Origin of the sequence: Anabaena subtropica FACHB-260 (assembly GCF_014697105.1) — a bacterium.
Classification (GTDB): domain Bacteria; phylum Cyanobacteriota; class Cyanobacteriia; order Cyanobacteriales; family Nostocaceae; genus Trichormus; species Trichormus subtropicus.
The window spans coordinates 52,468-77,150 of record NZ_JACJRF010000007.1 but is presented as its reverse complement, the minus strand read 5'-3'; the positions used below and the strand labels follow the sequence as shown (position 1 = coordinate 77,150).

23 protein-coding genes and 1 tRNA gene are annotated in these 24,683 nt (G+C 41.4%); 11 read left to right on the top strand and 13 right to left on the bottom strand.

Features of this window, described 5'->3' with window-relative positions; translation table 11 throughout:
• Window positions 1–17 precede the first annotated feature (17 nt).
• Both H6G18_RS06115 and psbH read right to left on the bottom strand, forming a co-directional pair.
• On the bottom strand, window positions 18–293 hold the full coding sequence (locus H6G18_RS06115; protein WP_190406201.1) for a TatA/E family twin arginine-targeting protein translocase: 276 nt from the start codon (window positions 291–293) through the stop codon (window positions 18–20).
• Window positions 294–707: 414 nt separating this feature from the next.
• The gene (gene psbH / locus H6G18_RS06110; protein ID WP_190406200.1) at window positions 708–896 is read right to left on the bottom strand and encodes a photosystem II reaction center phosphoprotein PsbH; all 189 of its coding nucleotides are present in this window, start codon (window positions 894–896) and stop codon (window positions 708–710) included.
• A gap of 85 nt (window positions 897–981) precedes the next feature.
• Here psbH and psbN point away from each other — a divergent pair, with 85 nt between their 5' ends.
• Window positions 982–1,113, top strand: a complete 132-nt coding sequence (psbN, locus tag H6G18_RS06105) for a photosystem II reaction center protein PsbN (protein ID WP_190406199.1) — start codon at window positions 982–984, stop codon at window positions 1,111–1,113.
• Between the two features lie 191 nt (window positions 1,114–1,304).
• On the opposite strand, the gene H6G18_RS06100 is transcribed toward psbN, so the two are convergent.
• Window positions 1,305–4,466 (bottom strand): alpha-mannosidase, encoded by a 3,162-nt coding sequence (locus H6G18_RS06100; protein ID WP_190406198.1) that lies wholly within the window; start codon window positions 4,464–4,466, stop codon window positions 1,305–1,307.
• A gap of 268 nt (window positions 4,467–4,734) precedes the next feature.
• Here H6G18_RS06100 and H6G18_RS06095 point away from each other — a divergent pair, with 268 nt between their 5' ends.
• The gene (locus H6G18_RS06095; protein ID WP_190406197.1) at window positions 4,735–6,276 is read left to right on the top strand and encodes a hypothetical protein; all 1,542 of its coding nucleotides are present in this window, start codon (window positions 4,735–4,737) and stop codon (window positions 6,274–6,276) included.
• Window positions 6,277–6,346: 70 nt separating this feature from the next.
• A complete protein-coding gene (locus H6G18_RS06090; protein ID WP_190406196.1) occupies window positions 6,347–6,643 on the top strand; it encodes a hypothetical protein in 297 nt (98 codons plus the stop codon).
• Window positions 6,644–6,648: 5 nt separating this feature from the next.
• Here the strand turns inward: H6G18_RS06090 and H6G18_RS06085 are convergent, their stop codons facing one another.
• Window positions 6,649–7,593 (bottom strand): lysophospholipid acyltransferase family protein, encoded by a 945-nt coding sequence (locus H6G18_RS06085; protein ID WP_190406195.1) that lies wholly within the window; start codon window positions 7,591–7,593, stop codon window positions 6,649–6,651.
• A 160-nt stretch (window positions 7,594–7,753) separates the two neighbouring features.
• Between H6G18_RS06085 and H6G18_RS06080 the strand changes: the two genes are divergently transcribed.
• The 3 genes from H6G18_RS06080 (at window position 7,754) to H6G18_RS06070 (ending at window position 10,434) form a co-directional block, all read left to right on the top strand.
• Window positions 7,754–8,596 carry an alpha/beta hydrolase gene (locus H6G18_RS06080; RefSeq protein ID WP_190406194.1) on the top strand — a complete coding sequence of 281 codons (843 nt, stop codon included), beginning with the start codon at window positions 7,754–7,756 and terminating at the stop codon, window positions 8,594–8,596.
• 31 nt (window positions 8,597–8,627) lie between these two features.
• A complete protein-coding gene (locus H6G18_RS06075) occupies window positions 8,628–9,458 on the top strand; it encodes a metallophosphoesterase (RefSeq protein ID WP_190406193.1) in 831 nt (276 codons plus the stop codon).
• Window positions 9,459–9,606: 148 nt separating this feature from the next.
• Window positions 9,607–10,434, top strand: a complete 828-nt coding sequence (locus H6G18_RS06070; RefSeq protein WP_190406192.1) for a metallophosphoesterase — start codon at window positions 9,607–9,609, stop codon at window positions 10,432–10,434.
• Between the two features lie 559 nt (window positions 10,435–10,993).
• Here the strand turns inward: H6G18_RS06070 and H6G18_RS06065 are convergent.
• Both H6G18_RS06065 and H6G18_RS06060 read right to left on the bottom strand, forming a co-directional pair.
• Window positions 10,994–11,662 carry a hypothetical protein gene (locus tag H6G18_RS06065; protein ID WP_313954420.1) on the bottom strand — a complete coding sequence of 223 codons (669 nt, stop codon included), beginning with the start codon at window positions 11,660–11,662 and terminating at the stop codon, window positions 10,994–10,996.
• A gap of 434 nt (window positions 11,663–12,096) precedes the next feature.
• Entirely contained in the window at window positions 12,097–12,708 is a 612-nt protein-coding gene (locus H6G18_RS06060; protein ID WP_190406190.1) for a J domain-containing protein, read from the bottom strand.
• Window positions 12,709–12,916: 208 nt separating this feature from the next.
• Here H6G18_RS06060 and H6G18_RS06055 point away from each other — a divergent pair, with 208 nt between their 5' ends.
• The 3 genes from H6G18_RS06055 to H6G18_RS06045 all read left to right on the top strand — a co-directional run bounded on the left by H6G18_RS06055 (window position 12,917) and on the right by H6G18_RS06045 (window position 14,889).
• Window positions 12,917–13,993 carry a tocopherol cyclase family protein gene (locus H6G18_RS06055; RefSeq protein WP_190406189.1) on the top strand — a complete coding sequence of 359 codons (1,077 nt, stop codon included), beginning with the start codon at window positions 12,917–12,919 and terminating at the stop codon, window positions 13,991–13,993.
• 33 nt (window positions 13,994–14,026) lie between these two features.
• Window positions 14,027–14,100, top strand: a tRNA-Arg gene (locus H6G18_RS06050).
• 282 nt (window positions 14,101–14,382) lie between these two features.
• On the top strand, window positions 14,383–14,889 hold the full coding sequence (locus tag H6G18_RS06045; protein ID WP_190406282.1) for a YdcF family protein: 507 nt from the start codon (window positions 14,383–14,385) through the stop codon (window positions 14,887–14,889).
• A 109-nt stretch (window positions 14,890–14,998) separates the two neighbouring features.
• Here the strand turns inward: H6G18_RS06045 and H6G18_RS06040 are convergent, their stop codons facing one another.
• From H6G18_RS06040 to H6G18_RS06010, 7 genes are all read right to left on the bottom strand, one after another.
• Window positions 14,999–15,292 (bottom strand): DUF2288 domain-containing protein, encoded by a 294-nt coding sequence (locus H6G18_RS06040; RefSeq protein ID WP_190406188.1) that lies wholly within the window; start codon window positions 15,290–15,292, stop codon window positions 14,999–15,001.
• Window positions 15,293–15,412: 120 nt separating this feature from the next.
• Window positions 15,413–16,450 carry an AI-2E family transporter gene (locus tag H6G18_RS06035; RefSeq protein WP_190406187.1) on the bottom strand — a complete coding sequence of 346 codons (1,038 nt, stop codon included), beginning with the start codon at window positions 16,448–16,450 and terminating at the stop codon, window positions 15,413–15,415.
• A 94-nt stretch (window positions 16,451–16,544) separates the two neighbouring features.
• Window positions 16,545–17,183, bottom strand: coding sequence for a lysophospholipid acyltransferase family protein (locus tag H6G18_RS06030; protein WP_190406186.1), 639 nt, complete (start codon window positions 17,181–17,183; stop codon window positions 16,545–16,547).
• 250 nt (window positions 17,184–17,433) lie between these two features.
• Window positions 17,434–18,315, bottom strand: a complete 882-nt coding sequence (gene fabD, locus H6G18_RS06025) for an ACP S-malonyltransferase (protein WP_190406185.1) — start codon at window positions 18,313–18,315, stop codon at window positions 17,434–17,436.
• Between the two features lie 101 nt (window positions 18,316–18,416).
• On the bottom strand, window positions 18,417–19,409 hold the full coding sequence (locus H6G18_RS06020) for a beta-ketoacyl-ACP synthase 3 (RefSeq protein ID WP_190406184.1): 993 nt from the start codon (window positions 19,407–19,409) through the stop codon (window positions 18,417–18,419).
• A 197-nt stretch (window positions 19,410–19,606) separates the two neighbouring features.
• Window positions 19,607–20,632, bottom strand: a complete 1,026-nt coding sequence (gene plsX / locus H6G18_RS06015; protein WP_190406183.1) for a phosphate acyltransferase PlsX — start codon at window positions 20,630–20,632, stop codon at window positions 19,607–19,609.
• Window positions 20,633–20,844: 212 nt separating this feature from the next.
• The gene (locus tag H6G18_RS06010; RefSeq protein WP_190406182.1) at window positions 20,845–22,320 is read right to left on the bottom strand and encodes a leucyl aminopeptidase; all 1,476 of its coding nucleotides are present in this window, start codon (window positions 22,318–22,320) and stop codon (window positions 20,845–20,847) included.
• Window positions 22,321–22,851: 531 nt separating this feature from the next.
• Between H6G18_RS06010 and H6G18_RS06005 the strand changes: the two genes are divergently transcribed.
• Both H6G18_RS06005 and H6G18_RS06000 read left to right on the top strand, forming a co-directional pair.
• Window positions 22,852–23,142, top strand: coding sequence for a DUF5132 domain-containing protein (locus H6G18_RS06005; protein WP_190406181.1), 291 nt, complete (start codon window positions 22,852–22,854; stop codon window positions 23,140–23,142).
• Window positions 23,143–23,490: 348 nt separating this feature from the next.
• Window positions 23,491–24,669, top strand: coding sequence for a Na/Pi cotransporter family protein (locus H6G18_RS06000; RefSeq protein WP_190406180.1), 1,179 nt, complete (start codon window positions 23,491–23,493; stop codon window positions 24,667–24,669).
• Window positions 24,670–24,683: the final 14 nt, after the last annotated feature.

Genomic DNA, 24,683 nt, shown 5'->3' with positions numbered 1-24,683 from the left:
CCATTCGCTGCACTTTCTCAGGTAGCAGGGGAAGAAGAACCAGCTCCCTCTTGCTCCGATTTAACAGATTCGATTTGTTTGGGTTCAAGTTCAGCAGTAGTTTTCACAACCTGCTCCAACTGTTCAGCTTCGCGTTTGAACTCGCTTTGAAACTCATTGGAAGCTTCTTGAAAACCGCGAATTGCTTTTCCTACACTCCGTCCAATTTCTGGTAGTTTCTTTGGGCCAAAGATTAATAGCGCTACTACCATAATTACAGCCATTTCCGGTAGACCAATACCAAATATATTCACGCGGTTTCTCCTTTGAAGTTTAGAGGATTAGGGACTGGGCCTTCGCAGTGAGCGTCAGCCGAACGGGACTAAGAATTTTAAATTTGAGATTTTGAATTTTAGATTAATTTTTAATCCAAAATTGCATTGCTTCCTACTCCCCACTTTTCAGAGAGGATATTCAAAAACCTATGATCATTCCTATTTAAGAGTAGCGTTTTCAGTATGCTACCCACAAATACAACTTATGCAATTGGAACATTAAAACAAGGTGTAATAATTGTCAACACTTAATGCTTTAATCCTCAAAAATATATTTTTTGGATGAATGATTAACATAGAGACATGATATGTCTCTAAAATAATGACAAAAAAACCCGGACAAGCCGGGTGCAGATTCGCTAATTAGTTAGCTTGGTTATTGCGTATCAATAGCTACCAGCCAACCCTTACATCTTGAATCAAAATTGACTTGTTGTAAAGTTGCAGAATAATTAGCAGAAAAACGAAAAACAGGCCCATAAAAACAGCCATTAAAGGGGTTGTCCCCCAGCCTGGAGCCACTTTACCATACTCGGAATTTAAAGGTCGCAGGATATCTCCCAACCTAGTGCGTTGTGCCATAGTTCACCTAAGATTAGTTGCCAAAGCTTTTTTTAATCTTCTGTAATATTCTATAAGAATAACATTCATCATCTATAACTCACTTATGGAACCCGCAATAGTTCTTATCATTTCTGTCGGTGCTGCCCTCGTTGCTGTCACCGGCTATGGAATCTATACCTCTTTTGGCCCTCCTAGCCGGGAATTAGGAGATCCTTTTGAAGATCACGAAGACTAAAGGGGAAATGGGGAATAGGGAGTGGGGAGTGAGAAAGGCGTTGCAGAACAGGGGGATGAATTTAGGCAGGCAGGGGAAGCAGGGGAAGCAGGGGGAGAAATTTTATAACTTGCTAAATCATCCCGCATTTATGCAACGCCGTGAGAAATAGTTACTCTAATTTCTTAAATCTCTCATCTCCTTCCTAGCCTCTAGCCTCCATTCCATACCTGAAAAGTGGCAATTTTCCAAGGTTGAATTGTGGAGATTTGTTGCTGAGATGAGAATTCACTAGTAGAGCGCTCTAATAAATCTACTGGAGTACCTAAAGTAAACTGTAAATCACTCTGTAAAGATAACTCTGCTGTGACACCGTGAGATTCATAACACCGGAGAATTAATTTTTGCTGGTCTTCTTCTGATGGTTTTAAAGCCATCAAGACTAGGTTTTCGGCTGGTAAGTTTAAAAAACTTACTTTATCTCTATTGGGTAGTGGAGAGTGGGGACAGTGGGGAGTAGGATTTAACATCACTTGCAGGGGAATGTTTAATTCATATCCCCTATGTACTGTATGGGCTGATTCCCAGCTATCAGCGTGAGAATAGACGGCGTAGGTAAATTCGTGTACGCCTCGGTCGGCTTCTGGGTCAGGCCAAGTGGGGCTACGTAGTAGTGTTAGCCGTAGTTGCTGGGGTTGGCTATCGTAACCATATTTACAATCATTTAGGATGCTAACACCGTAAATACCTTGATCTGTATTTCCTGTTAAATCAGCCCAACGTAACGCGGGAACTTCCCATTTTGCTTTATCTTGTGGGATTTGGGGTTGAGTTGGGCGGCGAATTGCACCGCAGGGAATTTCATAGGTAGCAAAGTCGGATGTAATGCTGAGGGGAAAAGCTGCTTTTACTAAAACGTGGTTTTCTCGCCAGTTAACTCTAGAGGTAATTTTTAATAACGATGAACCAGCTTGCAAAATATAGTCTTGGGAAAATTCCGACTCACCCAATTGACGCACTACTCGGAGACGGCTTTGCACAGCACCTTGTTCTAACCACTGGATAGATTTGAGATGGGTGGCTGGTAGGGGATGGTGGTTATAGTTGGGGTCGATATTCCAAGCATCCCAATATTGCCCACTGTCTTTAAAGCCTTGTAGTTGATTACCCGCGCCAGACAATATTTCTCTTTGATGAATTTTGTCATAGATACTTGATAAATCTCCAGTGTCGGGGTCTACGATAACCCGGAGGTGTTGATTTTCGAGAACATAGTCTGGGGATGTGGGGGGTGTGGGAAATGTGGAGGATGAGGGAGACAGCCAAAAGAGACGATAGCCTATAGGGGGAATTTCGCTGGCGAGAAATAGTATGGTTGATGGTTCAGTTAATTGGGAAATGATTTGTTCGCCACTGGTATCGTAGATTCCCCATTTTTGGTGAGATGTGGCTGGCGTGGGTAAGGTGACAGAGACGACTTCAGAGCGTTGCCAATTGAGAGAATTAAAGACGAAAATTGGTAAACTATCGGCTTGTGGTGGTTCTGGTAAGGTAAAGTGAGAAGCGATCGCCTGTAATGATTCCTCTAATATCTTGGTTCCTACTTGTTCTACTTGCTGCCATTCGGGCAAGGCATCTACATATACTTGGGTGATGGAAGAACCAGGTAAAATATCGTGGAACTGGTTAAATAATACTTGCTTCCAAGCTGTTTCTATTTCTGTTTTGGGATATGTCACGCCACAGATAAAATTTGCCAAGGTAGCAAAGAGTTCGGCTTGATATAGTAAGTTTTCAGAATACCGATTCCAGCGTTTTTGGTCTGCGTGGGTAGTATAACAACCGCGATGAAATTCTAAGTATAATTCGTCATCCCAAGTGGGGAGTGGGGAGGAGGATGAGGTGGCTAAAAATGCTTCTCTATCTTCCCCGACTCCCCCTACCGTAATTTGCTGGAGATATTTTTCGGCGGTGATAAATTCTAAGTCTGGGAAGAAAGGCGAAGTTTCCCAGCGTTGGGCAATTTCCAACATATCACGGGTGGGGCCGCCGCCGTGGTCGCCGACACCAGGAAGCCACAAGGATTGAGTTAAGTTGCTTTGGGTTTGCCATTCTAGAGAATAGGCTGCCATTTTTATGGGGTCAATACCTTCGCCTATGGGTGCAGACATGACACTTAATACTTGACTACCGTCTGGCGATCGCCACCAAAAAGCGCCATAATCAAATTTATTAGTGTCATTCCAGCGTAATTTTTGGGTGACGAAATACTCAATGCCTGCATTAACGAAAAACTGCGGTAAAGTAGCACAAAAACCAAAGGTGTCTGGAACCCAAACTACAGTCGTCAGTTTGCCGAACTTTTCTTGGAAGTAGCGTTGACCATACAATAGCTGACGGACTATAGATTCTCCGGCTATTAAATTGAGTTCAGGTTCTACCCAAAAGCCGCCGATAATTTCCCATTTTTCAGCAGCTACGGCTTGTTGAATTGCTGTAAATAAATCTGGGCGGTGTTCTTCAATCCAAGCATATAGGGCTGGGGTGGAATGGCAAAAGATTAAATCAGGAAAATCTTGTTGTAGTTTGAGGACTGATTCAAAGGTGTTTTGGGCTGCATTCCAGGTTTCACTTACAGGCCATAGCCATGCTAAATCTAAGTGAGCGTGTCCTAATAAATATATTTTAAATTTTGAGTCGTCGATAGATAGATGATTTATCAAGTGTTGGCGTAGAGTAATCAGCGATTCTGGGTTGGGGGTATTAATATCTTGGATTGCTTGTGCAAGTATATTTAATTTTTCTGGTGCAAACTTTTCTAAATAAAGTTGTAATATTGCTAACTCATCGGCAATAAAGCCGGGATCGGGATGATGATAATCTGTGGACTCGTAGATCAGGAGCGATCGCACTAAAGCACCATCACAATGACCAGGACTGACTAGTCGCAAAGCCACAAAAAATTCTTCCCCTGGTATCACTCCTTGACTGAGTAAAACTCTGGGAGAGCAATCAAATAAATCCCCCTCTAGAACCAATTCCCCATTTACGTAAATTTTCGCAGAGTCTGCCCACCAAAGCAGCCCTAGCCGCAATGACAACCCCGCTAACGGATAACTCTGTAAATCTTGGGGAACTACGAATTTTTGGACTAGCCACAGTACTTTTTGTCCACCAGTCCAAACAATGTTACTTTTGCTGTTTAACTCTACAGGTTGCCAAGCGGATAAATTAGATGCAGCAACATCAGTAATTTCCCTGTCCGAGTCCTGGTATAACCAAGTAGACTGAACATTAACTTGGCAACAACTGCGTAATCGCTCAATTGCATCTGAGATTAAATTTGTCTGGGATTGAGATACGGTCGGGGTCATATTTTCGCTAAAATCAAAGCACTTACGAGAATTATTTAGATAGTAGTCAAAAGTCAGAATTCAGAATAAAGTTGTGTAAAACTGTTGGAAGGCTAGATTTTCCTACTTTATCCCTGATGAGAAAAGTCAAGCTTAGAATTTTCTGCTTTTCCATCTCCAGTACTTAGTATGTCTATTCTGAATCCTGTATTCTGAATCCTGAATACTCTATATATTGTTTGGCGGGAGTCTCACAAATCAAAAAGGCTCAAACTCATTAATTACTACCATGTCATCTGGTTCTTCTGGTCGTTATCAAAGCAGATTCCTTAACTTTGTCAACCAGCAATCTCGGCGGTTGACAGAACATTGGGAAAGTACCTTCCGAAATTTCCAAGTTACTACTAAGTGGGGTGTGGAAGCACTACTTTATCCTGTATATCTGTTTTTGCAATCAGCTGATTCATCTGTTAAAAGGCTATACAGCAAGGAACCACCTTCTCGGAAAAGGTTACAGCCTCATAATACTGATTTATTTTCACAAACTCCCCTGGCTACTGATAGACCTATTCAGCGTGTACTAGAGTCAGTTCAGTATCTACCATCTCAAGAAACAACTATCACAGTCTCAAGAAAGTCCAAATTTTTCCATGTTTTGGGGTTCTTGCGTCCGAAATTTCTGGCTCATCGTCCAAATCAGCTAAATTCTTCTCAATCCTTAACTATTCCAGATAAAGCGCTAGCAAGTGTTAACCCGTCCCTTCAACAAGACACTCTCAAGCTTAATTTACCGATAGTTAGAGGAATTGCTTCAAATTTGGTGAATCGTCAGTTGGTGCTGGTCAACGCTGAAAACCAAATTCTAGATATTTTGACACCACAGCAACAAGCAAAGTTAACAGACAGAATTATCAATGAAGTTGGTGAATATTGGCATGATTGGCAGTTAACTCAAGCAAAAGAACAAGCGCATTTATTACCAGAAATTAATCAGATATTATCAAGGTTGACAGGCGAAAATACCAGCAAAACGGCTGTTATTACTGACGAAAGCGTAAAAAACATCCTCAACACAGGTAAAATAGTATCTCTGTTAGATGCAGCGATCGCTCAGTTGGAAAAAACTGCTATATTACCTGCACAACAACGCAGTCTGGAAATAATGCGAGTTGCCCAAACTCAATTCAACATTTTTCTTTATGGCAAAGAACAGCTAAACTCTAGAGGAGAAATAGTCAAAAATGCTGAAAATTTGCCAACCAACAAACACAATTTTTCGGCATTAATTGAAGCAGCACTGAACTACTTTTTTGGTGTATCCAAAAATAATCTGTTAGAATCTGGTTTTTATGAGCAGCAACTACTTGACAGTAGCCATCAGTCACCACATGAGTATTTCACAAACGATCCTTGGTTAGATTGGCATGATTTGTATGATGATTCCAAAAATATTACGGAAAAAATTAGGCAGTCATCATCAAGAATTAAGCCTAGTATTACTTCTAGTAAACCATCTGGGTTACTTGGTCGAAAAAAACCGACTGCACCACAACAAAAACCTTCATCTAGTCTAGTCCGGAAGAAAAAAACAACATCTAGGAAAGTGACTTCTGCAAAACAACTTGAAACTCCTATTTCCCAACGACACATTTATCCGGAAAACCACGTAGAAGCCCAACCAGACTGGATAGAAACGACAGCGACTGTACTCGGCTATGAAAAGCATCTGTTGGAATATATTCTGGAATGGTTAGATCGTGTTATTCTTGGGCTAGAACAAATTTTGGCAAATATTTTTTACTTTTTGCAAGGTTTGCTGCAAGGTAAATAAAATAGGAAAATAGTGTTTTGTAGAAGAATTCTTAATGGGGAATTTTGAATTCTATTTGGTGGTTCTCTGCGTGAAAATTATTGTTTACTGTAAATACTTCAATTTTAAAAATCCATTAGATAAACCTAAAATGGAAAGTTTTGTGGTGAATTTACCACAAATTCCCAGAGTTGGTGAAACAATTGTTGTTGAAAGAATTTCAACTCAAAAACAGTTTGTGATTATTTTTGAGTATATAGTCACCGCAGTACAGTTGAATGCTTCGAGAGAATCTACTGATGCTGCTGATGCTCAAGTGAACGCTTGTTTAAACCACTGTTGGGAAGGAACATCAAATTTCAAAGTGACGAACTTTTTGGAAAAATAAATCCTTTACCACAGCATATGGTTGAGAAAATACCGCAGCAGCTTTATATCCGTGGGTTCTTGATAATCTTTGGGTAACAAAGCCTCCATCGCCGCCTGCAACTTCTCTAATGCTATATCTACCTCTTGGCGATTTGGTCTAGTAGTTTGGGCAAAATGCAACGGTTCACCAATGCGGAGGGTCAATTCTTTTCGCAAATATAAGTCATGAGTGCCGATTAAAGCTACTGGTACTATGGGTACGCCAGCCCTTAAGGCATAAATCACAGTCCCTCGTTTCAGGGGAAGATGTAACTGTCCTTCCGTATCCCCCAGTCTTCCTTCGGGAAAGAGAATCATTCCGTCCCCCTGGGCTAAAATGCCTAAGACAATACGGTCTATTTGTCGCAGTGTGGGTATATCTCCCCCAGTGGGGACAGTGCTTTCGATAGTTTGGGCTAATTCTGAGAGGTCTTGTCTTCCCGCTTTGGCTGCTTGAACTACGGCGACTTCTTCTTTCCATATCCGCGCCAAGGGAATTACGCCTCCAGCAAAACTCAAGATGAAACGCTTCCACCATTTGTTGTAAAGGGTGCGGGCATCACCCACTATGTAGTAGTGGGGTTTTGTGGATATTTCAGCCAGCAGCAGCAAAGGATCGATGTGGTGGAGATGATTAGCGGCGAGAATAGCCGATGTTTGAGGGATTTTTTCCGAGTTTTCCACCCGTACTCGAAAGATAGCATGAATGAGCGATCGCAATACAAAACGACGTATCCCCGCATTGACTCTTGGTTCAATCAGCCCTTCATGCCTAGCTTCCAACCCAGTTAGAGTTTTAGCAATTATCTCACGTACCGAGCGATCGCCTGCCGCCGCCACACCTTCTTGCACTCGCTTAATAGTTGCAGTGGTTAAGGCTGGCAAGGTTTCTGTTAGTGTACTACTTTCTGGCTGGTCGTTGGATTTCACTTCATTTATGCCTGACTGAGCAGATTTGTGAAAAAAACGTTTAAACAGCTAATAATTATTTAAATTGTATAGAGTTGGTAAATAAAATACTGACTTAGCTTGTATTTCTTAATTGTGAATTATTTTCTCAAGCCTAGCTTGTTCTGAATAATAATTATTTATGATTTACCATAACGAAGGTGTATTTAAAAGTGTCGATGGTCTTGAGCTTTATTATCAAAATTGGTACCCAGAAGGTAAAGCAAAAGCAATCTTGGCGATTGTACATGGACTTGGAGGACACAGTAATAAGTACGGTAATATAGTTAACCATCTGACCGCCAAGCAATATGCTGTCTATGCCTTAGATTTGCGTGGTCATGGGCGATCGCCTGGACAGCGTGGTCACATCAACGCTTGGGCTGAATTTCGGGAAGATTTGGGCGCGTTTCTGGAGTTAATTCAACACCAACAGCCACAATGTCCAATTTTTTTGCTAGGTCATAGCTTAGGTGCAGTGGTTGTCTGCGACTACATTTTACGCCATCCCAAAGAAGCATCAACATTGCAAGGTGCGATCGCTTTAGCACCAGCTATAGGTGAGGTCGGTGTGTCGAAATTTCGGATATTCTTGGGTAATCTCCTCTCACAAGTCTGGCCACGTTTCTCCTTAACCACAGGACTTGACCTGAATGCTGCTTCACGAGATGAGAAAGTGATCGCTGCTTACACCCAAGATACTCTCCGCCATAGCCTTGGTAGCGCTCGTTTAGCAACAGAATACTTTACCACAGTCGCCTGGATTCATGCTCATGCACCAGAGTGGCAAACACCACTGTTAATTCTTCATGGTAGTGCAGATCGAGTAGCCTTACCGGAAGGCGGAGAAATATTTTACCAGCGTGTACCTTGCGAAGATAAATTACGCATCGAATACCCAGGAGCCTATCATGACCTACAAGCAGACCTCAATTATCAACAAGTCCTGGCAGATTTAGAAAATTGGCTAGAAAATCATTTGTAAAATATAGATAAGTAACCCTAATCCCCATACTATGCACAGTTTTTTATCTGGGCCGTTGACTGTAGAACAATTGACGGTAAAGATTGCAGGCTTATCTGCATCGCTACAAGGTAAGAAGTTGGTGCATCTATCCGATTTTCATTATGATGGTTTGCGACTGTCGGACGCAATGTTAGAAGAAGCGATCGCAGTTAGCAACCAAATACAACCAGATTTAGTCTTACTCACTGGTGATTATGTCACTACTACCCCAAAACCTATTCACCAACTGGCGCTGCGGCTACAAAAACTTCAAAGTCATGCTGGTATCTATGCCATACTAGGCAACCACGATTTATATCACAAAAATTCCCAGACAGAAATCACGCAAGCATTGACTCAAGTCGGAATCCATGTTCTGTGGAATGAAATCGCCTATCCCTTAGGAAAGCAATTACCCATAGTCGGACTTGTTGATTCTTACCATCGAGAATTTAATCCGGCGTTGATTTTTCATCAACTAGACCCCGCCACACCACGCATAATTTTATGCCATAACCCAGACACAGCAGCTATGTTACAAACTTGGCGAGTAGACTTACAATTATCTGGCCATACCCACGGAGGGCAAATTGTTATTCCTGGCTTTGGGGCTGTGTTACCTTATCACAAAAAAATCGTCCGCAAAACACCAATAAAAGTCCGGCGACTTTTTCCGTTTCTATTCAAAGAGTATTTTATAGTACGCCATTCTGAATGGTTACAAGGGTTACATCGCATCGGAAAAAATCAGCTATACGTAAATCGTGGTTTGGGAACCTATTTACCAGGACGCTTATTTTGTCCTCCTGAATTAACAGTAATTACCCTAGAATGTGGCTAGTTGTAATTATAGACTCCCGATTCTTTCAAAAGTCGGGAATCTGCTTTCTGAGATTAAATGAGAGTTATTGTAAGGTTTTTTAAGTTTTAAGTTATTACCTTGATTTTTGATAAGCTGTAAGCGCTGGTATGAGGAGTTCTAGCATATTATGCACTGGTTGTTTACAGGACGTTTAAGCGTAGATAAAATAACGGTTAAGATTGCGGAGCTTTCACCAAGTTTACAAGGTATAAAGTTGGTGCAGTTGTCGGATTTTCATTATGATGGTTTGCGACTATCAGAAGAAATGTTAGAAGAAGCGATCGCAGTTACTAACGAAGCTGAACCAGATTTAATAGTATTAACTGGCGACTATGTGACGGATGATCCTACACCAATTCACCAACTGGCATTAAGACTTAAATATCTACAAAGTCGCTATGGTATTTTTGCTGTACTTGGTAACCACGATATTCACTACAGTCACTCCCAAGCCGAAGTAACAACCGCTTTAACCAGTATCGGCGTTAACGTCTTGTGGAATGAAATTGCTTATCCCTTAGGAAATGAATTACCAATAGTAGGATTAGCCGATTATTGGTCAAAGGAATTTTATCCTGCATCCGTGATGAACAAACTCAATCCAGCTACACCCAGGATTGTTTTATCTCATAACCCAGATACTGCCAAAATATTGGAACAATGGCGAGTTGATTTGCAACTATCTGGTCATACCCACGGCGGACATATTGTATTACCAGGTCTTGGCCCCGTAGTCTACCATTATAAAAAACTGTTAAAACAAGTCCCTAAAAAACTGCGGCGTTGGGTTCCTTTTCTACTAGGAGACTGTTCAAAAGTAGTGCGATATTGGGAATGGGCCCAGGGATTTCATCAAGTAGCAAACAACCAACTATATGTTAACCGTGGCTTAGGTACTTATCGACCCGGACGTTTATTTTGCCCACCCGAAGTTACTGTAATTACTTTGAGTTAGTCTAGGAAAATGGCATTACTAACAACATTAACCGCCATCAGCTAAGAGCGAAAATCTCATTAGCAAATGGCGGTTTGGTAAATATGCGATCGTTAGAGAAGATAGGAAAAACAGAATTAAACAACTCAACTAAGGTGGACAACATTCGCAATCAACACCACTAGAATCTTGCATCCTTGATTCCAATAGGCAGGCATTTCTGGCTGTAAGTTCAACACCTCCATAAAAATCAATAAACTCAAGGCGAAAACAATTTGACGGAGGATGCTACCAACGAGTTTAGGATTGCGAAGACTTAAAATCTTAGAGCAAGGAGGTACAGACTCTAAATTTCAAGGTTCTTTTTAATGAAGTTTTAACCTTTTTGTACCTTGCTCTTAATGTAGCATCATTTTTTTTCAGTGGTATGGTTATTTACCAAACTTAAATACCATTTATTTACTGCAACATTTTAGAAATCTTTCTTAAAATTCATCCATGACATTACAGTCAAGAGGACACAGCAATACTGTGTCCTCCTTCCTTGTAATTAAGGTGCTAAATAAGGATCATCAGGTTGTTATTGACCAGAATTGTTGTTTTGATTAACATCATCAGCACTAGAAGAACCGCTATCTCCTTGTGACTGATCTCCAGTTTGGGGTGTAATCGTTGGAGAAGGACTAGCTTGTGTATCCGTAGTAGGCGCAGTAGTTTGAGTTGGCTGAGGAGTATCGGTTATAACAGGTGCTGTCTCTCTCACAGATGGCTGGGGTGGAACAGTAACATTAACCTGTGGCTGAGAATTTGTAGCTGGTGGAACTTCCTGTTGAGGAATGACAACAGGTACTTCTCTGGTTCTTTCAATAATTGTTGTTTGTTGTGGTTGCGGCGATAAGTTAGGACTAGCGTTAACAGGTAAAGGAGTTTCTACAGGTGCAGTACTATCAACAGCATTGTTGTTCTGATTAAAGTACCACAATGCACCAGCAGTCAAACCTACCAAGGAAGTTAACACAATACCAAAAATCAACCCAGTAGCTGTATTTTCGTTAGCACGATCAGCTTGATAGTTACGTTCAAGATTGCGACCATTGACATAACCATTACGGTAAGAATTATTTGGTGTTTCAGTCGTTCTGGTTACGTGAGTTTGGGTATTACCGTTACTATCGGTGTAGGATTTTTGGCTAACTTCTCGGTTATAAGTTTCGCGTTCATTAGGATTATTCATAATTTTCGATTTCATTCCTCATTTTGATCTCGACAACATTAAGCCTTGTAAACACAAAAGATTTTTACTAGTTGATAGATATTGTGTTTAATTTGTAACCCTGTTTTAAATATCTATCAGAATAACCTCTATATTCTGGGTAACGGCTCTATCTTGAGGAGAAAGTCAAATACATCAAAAGAAAGAATATCGACGGATTTTTTCGAGATTTTTCCTGTTATCTCAGATAAAAACGTAGAAAAGTTTCCGCATAAGTGAGTTTTGTTGATGAGAGGCTATGTTTAGATCAATCGACAAAATAGTTAAAGTTCGAGCCAAGTTTTCCTCTTTTGTAGTAGGAAATACCTGGGGGAGTTGTGGCGATCGCCTTTTCTTCAAATCACAGCAGAATCAGACCAGCCCTCATTTATATGGCAATAATCAGTATCTTAACTTTCCGCTAATCGTCTTTAATATCTATTTAGCTTCAGCAGTCTTTTAATTTTCTGGCATAATCTGGCTATCAAAGATTTAGGCTTGGACTTATATTTTGGTGACGAGGTATAAGCAGTCTTTGGAATTTTCCCTTCTAACTGTGCAGCTTTATTTAAGTCTGAAGCGGCTCTGTATTCGTATCCCAACTGAGAACAGACTAACCCACGATATTTATACGCTTCAACATAGCCAGGATTGAGGCGAATTGCTTGGGTAAAGTAGGCGATCGCTTCCTGATATTCTTCTTTCTCTACACTCTCTACTCCCCAGTTGTAGAAAGTTTCTGCACCCCAATGATTTACAGATACTTTTGCTGCTTTTCTGCGGGGAGGCGAAGCTGAAGCTGGTTTCTCAGCCGTTGGTGTCACTGACTTGACTGTATTGTAAGCGACGTTGATTTGTTTGATTTTTTCTTCAGCTTGCTGTTTTTGCTGCTCATTAACGAAGCGATCGGGATGCCAAATTTTCACTAACTTGCGATAAGCTTGCTTTATCTCTACCTGTGATACGCCAGGTTTTAAACCGAGAATTTCATAAGCATGATTGATATCAAGTTGTAAACCATCTCGCGGCTTGTCGTAAGACATCGCACATACTAAAAAAATAACTATCTAAATCCATCTTAACTAAACTCTCACGAGGTTTTATGAGCTAAAATCTCTAAAATCATTCGGAAATAACTAGATTCCTGAATTTTAGGAAAAATCAGGAATCTGAGCATAAGAGCGATGGTCTACGCCCCGCCACAGGCGATGGCGTTCCGCCCACAGTAAGCGATCGCATTCAAAAATCATAATGTTCAAAACTTTGCAAACACCCCATAGCGGCTACCATTGGGACGGTAGTAGTCGCCGTTTTTTTGAAGGTTGGTATTACCGCGTCACCTTACCAAGTTGTGGACAAACCTTTGCTTTCATGTATTCCATCGAAGACCCCATTGGCGGTAAATCCTACAGTGGTGGTGCGGCTCAAGTCCTCGGTGCTGATGATGAATATATCTGTCGGACTTTCCCTAATGTCAACAAATTTTGGGCTAGTCCAGATGTTCTCGCTTTGGGTCACTGGGGCGAAACAAACCTCAACACCAAACCTATTTACCTATTACCTCAAGAGTTTGAACGCCATGTGCAGCAAGGCTATCAATCTACAACTACCCTCAATCAAGGCATAATTAGTGACCCTGCTACAGGTAATTATTGCCGTTGGCAGTACGAAATTCAACCGATATACGGTTGGGGAAATCAAGATAGTATTCAACAATCAACGGCTGGCTGGCTATCATTTTTACAGATTTTTGAACCCGGATGGCAAATTTTGATGGCTCACGGTTTGGCTACTGGTTGGATTGACTGGAATGGCAAAATCTATGAATTTCAGAATGCGCCATCTTACGGTGAGAAAAATTGGGGTGGTGCTTTTCCCGAAAAATGGTTTTGGCTTAACTGTAATAGCTTTGATGGCGAACCTGACTTGGCGTTAACTGCTGGCGGTGGTAGACGTGGTGTGTTGTGGTGGATGGAATCTGTCGCAATGATTGGTTTACACTATCAAGGCAAATTTTATGAATTTGTTCCCTGGAACTCAAAAGTGGAGTGGAATATTCAGCCCTGGGGTAGATGGCAAATGAAAGCAACCAATCTAAATTATGAGGTTGAATTGACCGGAACTACGCATCTACCGGGTACACCCCTGCGTGCGCCGACCGCACAAGGTCTACAATTCTGTTGTCGGGATACTATGCAAGGACAGCTCGATTTAGAGTTACGGCAAATTAGGGGGAAAAACCCACTAGTAATCCTGAAAGCACACAGTTATCTTTGTGGTTTAGAAATAGGTGGCGGTTCTTGGAACAATTCCTGGCAGTCTAGCTAAAACTACTGCTATCATTGTATATGCTTCGTAGTTGGGGCTGTAGCTCAGCTGGATAGAGCGAGCGCCTCCTAAGCGCTAGGTCGCCGGTTCGAACCTGGCCAGTCCCGTCACCAACAAATAGTTAAATAAAGCAATTAGTCAGAAATCCTGTACATAGGATGATGACTTGATATGTGAAAAAATTGTGCTATGGCATATCCAGTTTTGCATTAGCATGACGGTATTCTTGCCAGGGTAAATTTTGCCAAAATCTGCTAACCTACATAGATATTTTTCTTATTTTGAGAGAAAATTCCGTCCTCAACAGATAAACTTATAGAGCCTTGAAGAATAATCTATTGTTTAGAGGTAAATCATTTCAATTTGCGGTGCTTGTTTTACCGCTATTAATGTGGTTGGGATACAAGGAAGCTAAAATTAGCTACACACAACCCCAAGCCGTTATAGTTTTGGGTGGATCTACGAGGAATTTAGAAAGAGAAAAATTTACTGCTAAGTTTGCCCGTCAGCATCCTAATTTACCAATTTGGATTTCTGGAGGTAGTCCACCTCTATATACTAAAAAAGTATTTGCCAAAGCTGGTATTGATCCCAGACGCTTATATTTAGACTATGAGGCAGTGGATACAGTCACAAATTTTACTACATTAGTAGATGAGCTAGAATCTCGTGGAATTAAAAGTGTTTATTTAATTACGTCAGATTTTCATATGCGCCGCGCTTCTGTAATTGGTGAGATAGTTTTGGGTAGTCGAGGAATTAATTTCCAACCCATATCAGTACCCTCAAGCCAGTCACCAGAACCCATTGAAAAATCTTTTCGTGATGGGGCTAGAGCTTTAATTTGGGTAGCCACTGGTTATACAGGTGCGGATGAAAAATACAAGCGTTATTAGTCAATATATCAACTGGTGCGTAATGTCAAGAATTTCAGTAGGTTCGCAGTAAGGACTTGAGTCCTTACGACAAAACCTGAAAATTAAGTTGACAAAATACGAGAGTTGCTTAAACTGCTATTTCTTGCACCAAAACATAGGGCTGTATTATCAGGGTGTTAAATCTTTTTTGGCGATCGCCATTCCATTCTCCCACTTGATCGACTGAAGGTTTGGTAATTAATTGCTGATCAATCCACTGTTGGACTGAGGAAATATTATCACTAGCGATCGCCTCTCCCACATCCAACAAATTTAAGTCTAGTGATATCAAAATCACCGCATCTCTTTGTACATGAGGAATTAACCATTCCCACTCTGCTTCATCTATGGTTTCTGACAACTCTGCTCTTAAATCGGACATAATTCTCCATTTTTTATCCTCACCTTCCGATTTTACATTAAATGAAATAGGGTAATAGAGAGTGGGGAGTAGTGGAGCAAGGGGAGATATAGCTTGAGAATAATAACTAATGACTATTATCTAAATTTCTGCTTTCATCTCATCAATTTCAAATAAAGACACAATCACGCCCGTAATAGGAATCGAGATAAAAACACCTAATAATCCTGCAACTCTAGCACCTACTAATAAAGCAAAAAATACCACTACTGGATTTAGATTCAGCGCTCCTTGCATAATGCGAGGGGCAATTAAATTGTCTTGTATTTGTTGGAGAACTATACAAGCTAATAAGACTTTTAATGCTAACCAAACATTTTGAGATAATAAAATTAGAGTAATTATTCCAACTCCTAAAGTTGCACCTATGCCCGGAATAATATCTAGTATTCCCACAATGACAGATAAAATTAAAGCAAAAGGTACTTGCAATAATAAGAAAACGAGGAATGTTGAGCTTGTCAGAAACAAGCATAATAATAATTGACCACGAAAAAATCCTAAAAAACTACGGCGGATGATATTAGTAAATCGAATACGGCGTTGCTGAGGGATGATCTTCAGAATGAAATTCCAAAGTTTTTCCCCATCAAGCAACATAAAAAAAGCCACTACTGCAATTAATATAAAAGTCACAAAATTAGTTAGAAACTGTTGCACGATAGCCAAGCTCGTGACTAATGTTGATACAGCCTGAGTCCGCAATTGTTCTTGAATGATACTTAAATCTATTTGCAGATTGCGCTTAAGTAAAATTTCTTCTATTCTTTCTAAAAAAGGTAACAAAGAAGATAAAAAAGCAGATATACTATCAGTCAATTGTTGACCCTGGGATAAAACCGCTACGCCAACAGTAATAAGTAGTCCTCCCAAAATGACAATGCTGATGAGGAAAACTACAACAACTGCTAAACCGTGGGGGAGAAAATGCCGCAGCCACTGTACAGGATAGCTGAGTAAAAAAGCCAAAATGGCTGCAAATGTGAAAATTATAATTACTGTCTCAAAGTAAGCTAGAAGTTGTACGATAGCCCATCCAGCCGCAACGAACAGTAAAAAGCGGACTAGAGCCAAATTATTTAATCGATGCCACAAATTTCTGGCTTCAATGCCGCTCATATACTGTATAAAAAGTTGACTAATTAATTTTCAACATACAACAATCAAGTAGCGATCGCCACTTTCTTTGAGGATATATTCCCGAAGTATATGATCAACGCCCCAAATCGTGCATCTGATTAATAACTGTGGCACACTTTTGTGTTACAGCTTCTAATTCCTCTTTGTTTGTGGAACTAGGAGTCTCAATTAAATCACCGATTCTCACAGTCAGAGGAACTGCACGAGGTAAAGAGGAACCTTTTTGTAAAATATTCTCCGAACCCCATAAACATACTGGTAATATCGGCGCTTTTGCCTTGGCTGCTAGTAGTGCTGCACCCCTTTTGGGGTCACTAATGCGACCATCTGGGGTGCGAGTACCTTCCATAAACACACCAACAGCCCAGCCATTTTGTAAATACTCTAAAGCTGCACGAATGGCATTGCGATCGGCACTTCCCCTACTGACTGGGTAAGCACCATACAATTTAATCGCCTGCGCTAAAACAGGGACTTCAAATAATTCTTGCTTTGCCATGTATGCTACTGGACGACGCACACAGTTAGAGACAATGGGCGGATCAAAATAACTAGCATGATTACTTACAACTACCACAGGGCCTGATTGGGGGACATTTTCCACACCATAAATCCGACCCCGAAAGTAACCATGCAGCATGGGACTGACAACCGACCACTTAAAAGCATGGTAAAGCGCTAGACTAATCAACGGTTCGCGGGTTCGAGACATAAGAGATTGGGGGAGTAATGAGTAGGGAGTAATGAGTAGGGAGTAATGAGTAATGAGTAATGAGTAATGAGTAAATACTCCTTACTTATTACCTATTACTTTAAAGCCGTCGTAAAACGACGGGGTTTCAAACCCATTTTTCTGATGAGAGTGGAATGCTGTTAGGGGTAGCGGGGTGTTCAGCCTGTGCTGAGTGCTGAGTTGCGAATTACTCTCCCCCTGCTCCCTTGCTCCCTGCCTTCCCCACTCCCTAATTTGGTAATTCCGCAGCGTTGCGGATGTTTTTTAAAATTAAATCAGGAGTGGTGCGTTTAATCAAACCTGTGAGTACGTTACCTGGGCCGATTTCCACTACTTTTTCAATACTATTAGCTGGTAGTGCTAAAGAAATTTCTCGCCAGCGTACTGAACCTGTTATTTGTTGGCTGAGGCGTTGTTTTAAAATTTTGGCATCAACTGCTGGCACTGGATCAACGTTGGATAATACGGGTACAGTAGCCGATTGAAATTTTACAGTTTCTAGAATTTCTTGGAACTCAGCCGCAGCTTTCGCCATGAGATGTGAATGAAATGCTCCCGACACCTTCAACGGAATAGCACGCTTGGCTTTCACTTGAGACATGACCATTTGCACAGCCTCTGGAGTACCAGAAATTACAACCTGTGCTGGACTATTATCATTTGCCAGCACCACATCAGGAATCTGGGCAATTATTGTTTCTAACTGTTCACGATCAAAATTCATCAGAGCCACCATCATTCCACCTACGGCGCTATCCATGATTTCAGCTCGTCGCTTCACCAAATTTAATCCAGCCGACCAGTCAAAAACGCCAGCAACATAAAGGGCGATGTATTCTCCTAAGCTATGACCAGCAACTAAATCTGGCTGATGTCCCCGTTCTCGTGTGAGGTCTGCAAGGATACTCTCTACTACATAAAGACAAGGCTGGGTGTAGAGTGTCTGTGATAACTTTTCTTCTTGATTTTGGCAGATTTCAGTTACAGACCAGCCTAATATTGCCTCAGCTTGGTCAAATTTTTCTTTAGCACCTGGTATATCTAATAAGTCTGTTCCCATTCCCAGTGCTTGAGAACCTTGTCCGGGGAACACCCATGCAGTTTTTGTCATTTGTTAGTGGTCAGTTGTCAGTGGTCAGTTGTCAGTGGTCAGTTGTCCAGAGTCAATGATTATTACTTTTGACTCTGGACTATGGACTATTGACTAAATATTTACCTTCCCCATTGGAAAATTGCAGCACCCCAGGTTAGACCTGCTCCAAAGCCGGATGTAGCAATGATGTCATTAGGTTTAATTTTGCCTTGCCGCACGGCTTCATCTAAGGCTAGGGGTATGGAAGCGGCGGAGGTATTACCGTAATTAGCGAGATTACTAATTACTTTGTGTGGGGGAATATTCAGGCGTTGGGCTACAGTATCAAGGATTCTTTGGTTTGCTTGATGCAGTAGTAGCCAATCAATTTGATCAACAGTAAGTTTAGCTTCAAATAAGGCTTTATCGATGATTTCTGGCACTTTTTGGGCAGCAAAGCGGTAAACTTCTTTGCCGTTCATTGTTACGGGTTGATATGTGCCTTGAGTGATGTTGACGTTGGGGATAATTTCTTGAGCAGTGCCTTGATAAGCTAGGTTGAGATAGTGGTTTTGAGTACCATCACTCTTGAGGGCAAATCCTAATAAGCGATCGCTTTCATTTGACTGTAAGACAACTGCCCCAGCACCATCACCAAATAATACGCACGTGCGCCTATCTTGCCAATCTACCCAACGGGAGAGGATATCAGCCCCGATCAACAGTACATTCTGATATACACCAGTTCTGATAAATTGGGCTGCTGTCACGAGACCGAACACAAAGCCAGAACAGGCTGCTGTCAAATCAAAGGCTACGGCTTTTGTCGCTCCCAACTCGGCTTGAATTTTACAGGCAGTACCAAACAAATCATCGGGGGTGGAAGTCGCCAGCAAAATCAAATCTATGTCAGATGCTGTGATTCCAGCCGAGGCGATCGCTTGCTTACTAGCCGCCGCCGCCAGCCTGCTTAATGATTCAGTGGGTAGCGCTAACCGCCGTTGACGAATTCCTGTTCTTGTGCTTATCCACTCGTCTGTTGTTTCTACAAGTTGGGTTAGTTCTTGGTTGTGAAGGGAAGTTTCTGGTACTGCTGAACCACTTCCTGTAATTGCGATGCCTAAGTTTTGCACTCCTAGTCTCCCAAGCTATCAGTTATTAGTCATTAGTCATTAGTGAGCTAGCACGGTATTTTCCCAAAGGGAGAGGCTACGCCAAGGGGGTTTTCCCATCAGCGACTAGCGCTGGCGGAGCGTATCCGCAGAATTCACCCGTAAGGGTCATTAGTCATTAGTCATTTACGCCTGACTAACAACCCGTAGAACTAATGCTAATCGCTGGTACTGTGTAAAATTTCATATTGGGATTGCAGTTGTTGCATCACCTGATTGTCTACAGCTTCTTTTGCCATGCGAATGGCATTAAATACTGAAGGTGCTTGAGAGCTACCGTGACCGATTAAACAAACACCTGATACCCCCAACAGCAAAGCACCGCCGTGTTCTGCATGATCCATGCGCTGTTTAATTCGCTTCAGGTTAGGTTTTAAGATAGCTGTTCCGATTTGACCGTGTAAGCCTTGGGGTAATTCTTCTCGCAAAATTTGCAGAATTACACCGCCTATCGCCTCAGCAAATTTTAGTAAAATATTGCCGACAAAGCCATCGCACACAATTACATCAAACTCGCCGGAAAGCACATCTCGTCCTTCGGCATTACCAATAAATCTTATGTGGGTATTTTCCTTTAACAGTTGGTGGGTACGCAGGGCTAACTCATTGCCTTTAGTATCTTCCTCACCGATATTTAACAAACCCACTTTAGGTTCGCCTGTACCTAAGACGTACTGACTATAAATCGACCCGATCACAGCAAACTGCTCTAAAAACTTAGGACGGCAGTCTACGTTGGCACCCACATCTAGTATTAGTACAGGTTTGCCAGCTTTGATTGTGGGAAACACAGTCCCTATTGCTGGACGGTCAACTCCTGGCAATCGTCCTAATCGCAGTAAAGCTGATGCCATTGCTGCACCAGAATGACCAGCCGAGAATATTGCATCGGCCTGCTGCTGCTTAACTAAATCCATAGCCACATTAATAGAAGCCTTGCGCTTGCGTCTTACCGCGTTCAAAGGCTCCTCATCCATTGCGATCGCTTCCTCAGCAGGAACGATCTCCACCCGCTCCAAATTAGTTTTTGGTGGCAAGGCAGATGCAATTGTTTGGGGATCACCCACCAGCAATACTTTTACACCCAATTCCTCGCTTGCTCGCACTGCGCCAGCTACGATTTCATTGGGTGCGTGATCCCCTCCCATTGCGTCAATTGCTATCCGTACGCAAGTCGATCTCATTGCTCAAAGCTTCTAGAAACCTTACAAATTTTACCAGATGGCTTGGCTGAAAAATCTTAACTTTCTCACCACCACATCACTCTTGTGACTATTGCAACAAGTTTCAGGGGCAAGCCCAAGATAGCACATAGTTAAGGGAGTAAGGGTATGAGGGTGTGAGGGTGTAAGGGAAAAGAAATTTATCTTTATTCTTTCCCTATACCCTTATACCTCTACTCACTCAGTACCCAATCAACCAACAGCCTCACGCCATAGCCGGTTGCACCTGGCCCGTTGTAGCCGTTTTCTTTATCTGCCCAAACTGGCCCGGCGATATCTAAGTGCGCCCAAGGGGTGTCTTTGACAAACTGCTTGAGGAATAAGGCAGCCGTGATTGAACCACCAGGACGCGGCCCGGTGTTTTTCATGTCGGCGATACCTGATTTGAGTCCTTCAAAGTATTTTTCTTCTAATGGCATCCGCCATAACTTTTCCCCTGAGTCCGCAGCCGCTTGTTCTATCTGCCCAGCTAAAGCATCATCGGGAGTATATAACCCGGCGATATCATCCCCTAAAGCAATGACGTTTGCACCGGTTAATGTTGCCAAATCAACGATCGCATCTAAGCCTAATTTGTCGGTATACACTAGGGCATCGGCTAGGGTTAAACGCCCTTCAGCATCGGTGTTGTTCACTTCGATGGTTTTGCCGTTAGATGCTGTCAGGATATCTCCTGGGTGCATGGCGTGACCGCTAATCATGTTTTCCGTCACGGCTGAGATGAAGTGAACTTCGGTATCTGGTTTAATTTGGGCAATGGCTTTAGCCGCGCCTAAGGTAGCGGCTGCACCGCCCATATCAATTTTCATGGTTTCGATACCGCTACCAGCGCCTTTAATGTTGAGTCCACCGGAATCGAAGGTTAAACCTTTGCCGACAATTGCGAGTTTACGTTTGGGTGTGCCTTCTGGTTTATAAGTCAAGTGAATGAATTTTGGTGGCAAATCGGAAGCTTGGGCAACTCCTAAAAATGCACCCATGCCTAGCTTTTCACAATCTTCCTGCTCTAATATTTGTATTTGCAAACCATGATCTTTGGCAATTTGTTCAGCAGTTTCTGCCAAAGTGATTGGTGTGAGGCTATTGGCGGGCGCAGCTACTAACTGGCGAGCCAAAATTACTCCAGACACAATTTGATTTGCTTTGTTAATTGCCGCTTCTTGTCCGGCAAAACCCAGTAATTCTACTGTTTCGACTTGGGAAGCTTTCTCTTCTGGATCTGATTTAAAGCGATTATCTTGGTAAAGCGCTAATTGCACACCTTCGGCAATTGCTTGGGCTGAGGCCGTGGGATCATTGTTCCACAAAGGAAAACTCAAGCCCAAAACTTTGCTTTTTTGTTTTTTAGCTATTCTACCTACAGCCGCCGCCGCACGTCTAAGGGTTTCTACTTTGAAGGCTTCGTTTTTGCCTAAACCTACCAAAATTATTTTACGTACTGGGCTATTTGCACTGACACGGGCAAAAACTGTGCTGTTGACTTTGCCTGTAAATTCTTCTTCGGTAATTAGTTCTTTTAAAATACCGGCAAACTTTTCATCTAAACTCGCCAGTTCGCCAGTTAACTCGACTGCATCTTCAAATAATGCGATCGCTAAACTATCGCCCGCCCATTCTAGTAGAGGCTGATCACTCAATTGAATTGCCATGTTGGGATTTTGTCTATGTATATATGCTTTCTTGTACCAGTATTGCTCAAAAATTTTGTTTCAGGATGAGGGGATTGGGAAGTAGGGAGTAGGGGGAGAATCACAACTGACAATTTTTTGAATCGCTTAAGCGTTCCAAACAGCAACTGAGAATTGGCGAAAATCCCTGAGAAAGCAATGCCAAAGACTAAAACTTCAAGTCAGTATCAGATACGCAACTTAATACCTAGTAGGAGTGAAAATAGCTGTAGCAATGCGTCAATCAACGATATTTTGTGATTGACAATTTTTAAAATTAGTTTCTGATATCAAATTGTTATTGATAATATTATTGGCTCGAAAACTAGTCTAGAAGCTAAGTTAATTCCAAAGAAAGCTGGATTTTGTAAGTAGGTATAAAATTGAGTAATTTATTTAGATTGTCAGAAAATCATGATGTAAAGATTGATGAAATTATAAGCAATATCTTGTTTTTAATTTAATCAAGACTAGTACGATTAAGGCGTAGGAATCTAGAAGTTAAAAATCCTCATGGCTCTTAAAATAATACCTGAGTTAGACGAAATAGTTGAAGGTCTTGGTATCCCTGGTATTGCTGCAATAGTTCTTCTACCTGTGATTATTCCTGCGGTAGGAGGTATGGGTAAATCCTTAACCAAGGCAACTATCAAAAGTGGAATTGTCATCTACGAAAAAGGTAAGGGAGTAATTGCAGAAGTTGGTGAAAATTTTGAAGATATCCTTGCTGAAGCCAAGGCTGAATTAGCTGAACAACATACAAATAATATAGAACCTAGCATAAAAGAAGGGGAGGCTAGCTAGTTTTGCCGCTAATAAATATCTTGAGGGATGGGTAAAATATCCGTCCCTTTTCTGTAATAAATCACTGAAATTATGCCTAATATGAATTAAGCAGGATGAGATGGGAATCTAAGAACATTAATGCCAAAAAAATTACGAAGCAATAAAGTTGGTGTAGAAGATGCGATTTTGGCAGCAATATAGACACAAAAGCCATCAATAGTTTTATTGAATAAGTATTTCGGATTACATCCGGTGTTTTGAATTTTTTGGAAAAACTATAACCTGATCCAATCTAAGTGAAATGCTTTTTAGATTTTCTTTACTAATCAACTCCCATATTTATTATTCAATTTTTGGGTGGTAAAAATGTTTTTCAAGAAAATTATTATCAAATTTATATTTTTACTGATTTTGTCTTTATTTCTATTTATTGGTATCTTCAATTTAAAAAATGATTTCTATGCTGCTGGAACAGAATCTTCAATCATCAGACAGCAAGTAACAGCAATCAGTGTTAAAAAGATTGAAAATCAGCAACAATTCCAGAAGACCGAAACTATAGGCGTAGTTAATCAGCTAAAAGCACAGGAAGAATTAAATATTTTTCATATTGTTATGGGTGTAATGGCTGGTTTGGTGCTGTTTTTGTATGGTGTAGCCAAAATGGCGGAAGGGATGGAAACACTAGCCGGCGATCGCGTCCGAAATATCCTTCGCAAGTTCACTACCAATCCCTTAGGAGGAGTGATTACTGGTTCAATCGTCACAACAATTTTAGATTCATCATCGGTAACAATCATCATTGTCATTGCGATGGTCAGTGCAGGTTTATTAACTTATTTAGAATCTCTGGGTGTAGTTTTAGGTTCTAATATTGGTACAGCCTTCGGAGTGCAAGTTGTTGCTTTTAATATTGACGAATATGCACCCATAGCATTGTTCATGGGTTTTTTATTATCTTTGCTGGGGAAAAATGAACGTCTCAAACAAATTGGCTTAATTGTACTTGGTATTGGCTTACTCTTTTTTGGTCTTGGTTACATTGAAAATGCCACAGCACCATTTAGAGATTACCCACAGTTTATTAATTGGATGGAGAATTTAGGACACAACACCTTACAGGGTGCTTTAGTAGGAGGATTGTTTACAGTTTTGATTCAATCGTCCTCTGCGACTGTTGCCATTGTCGTTACTTTGGCTAGCCAAGGTTTGATTTCATTACCCACAGGTATTGCCCTAATGCTAGGTGCTGAAATTGGCACTTGTGCTGATACCTTAGTTGCTACCATTGGGCGTAAGCCTCCAGCCATCAGAACGGGGTTGTTTCACTTTTTATTTAATTTTGCTTCCGTCACTGTGGGACTTTTGTTTGCCAGCCAATTGGCAGCATTATCTCTATGGGTTTCTACCTTAGCAGGGGCAGGGGATAATGTGGCACGACAGATTGCTAATGCACAGTTGATATTCAATTTGCTAGGAGTATTGTTAGTGCTAGGATTTTTACCCTGGATTGCCCGTGGATTGGAACGACTGATACCGGATTAATCAGCCATAATATG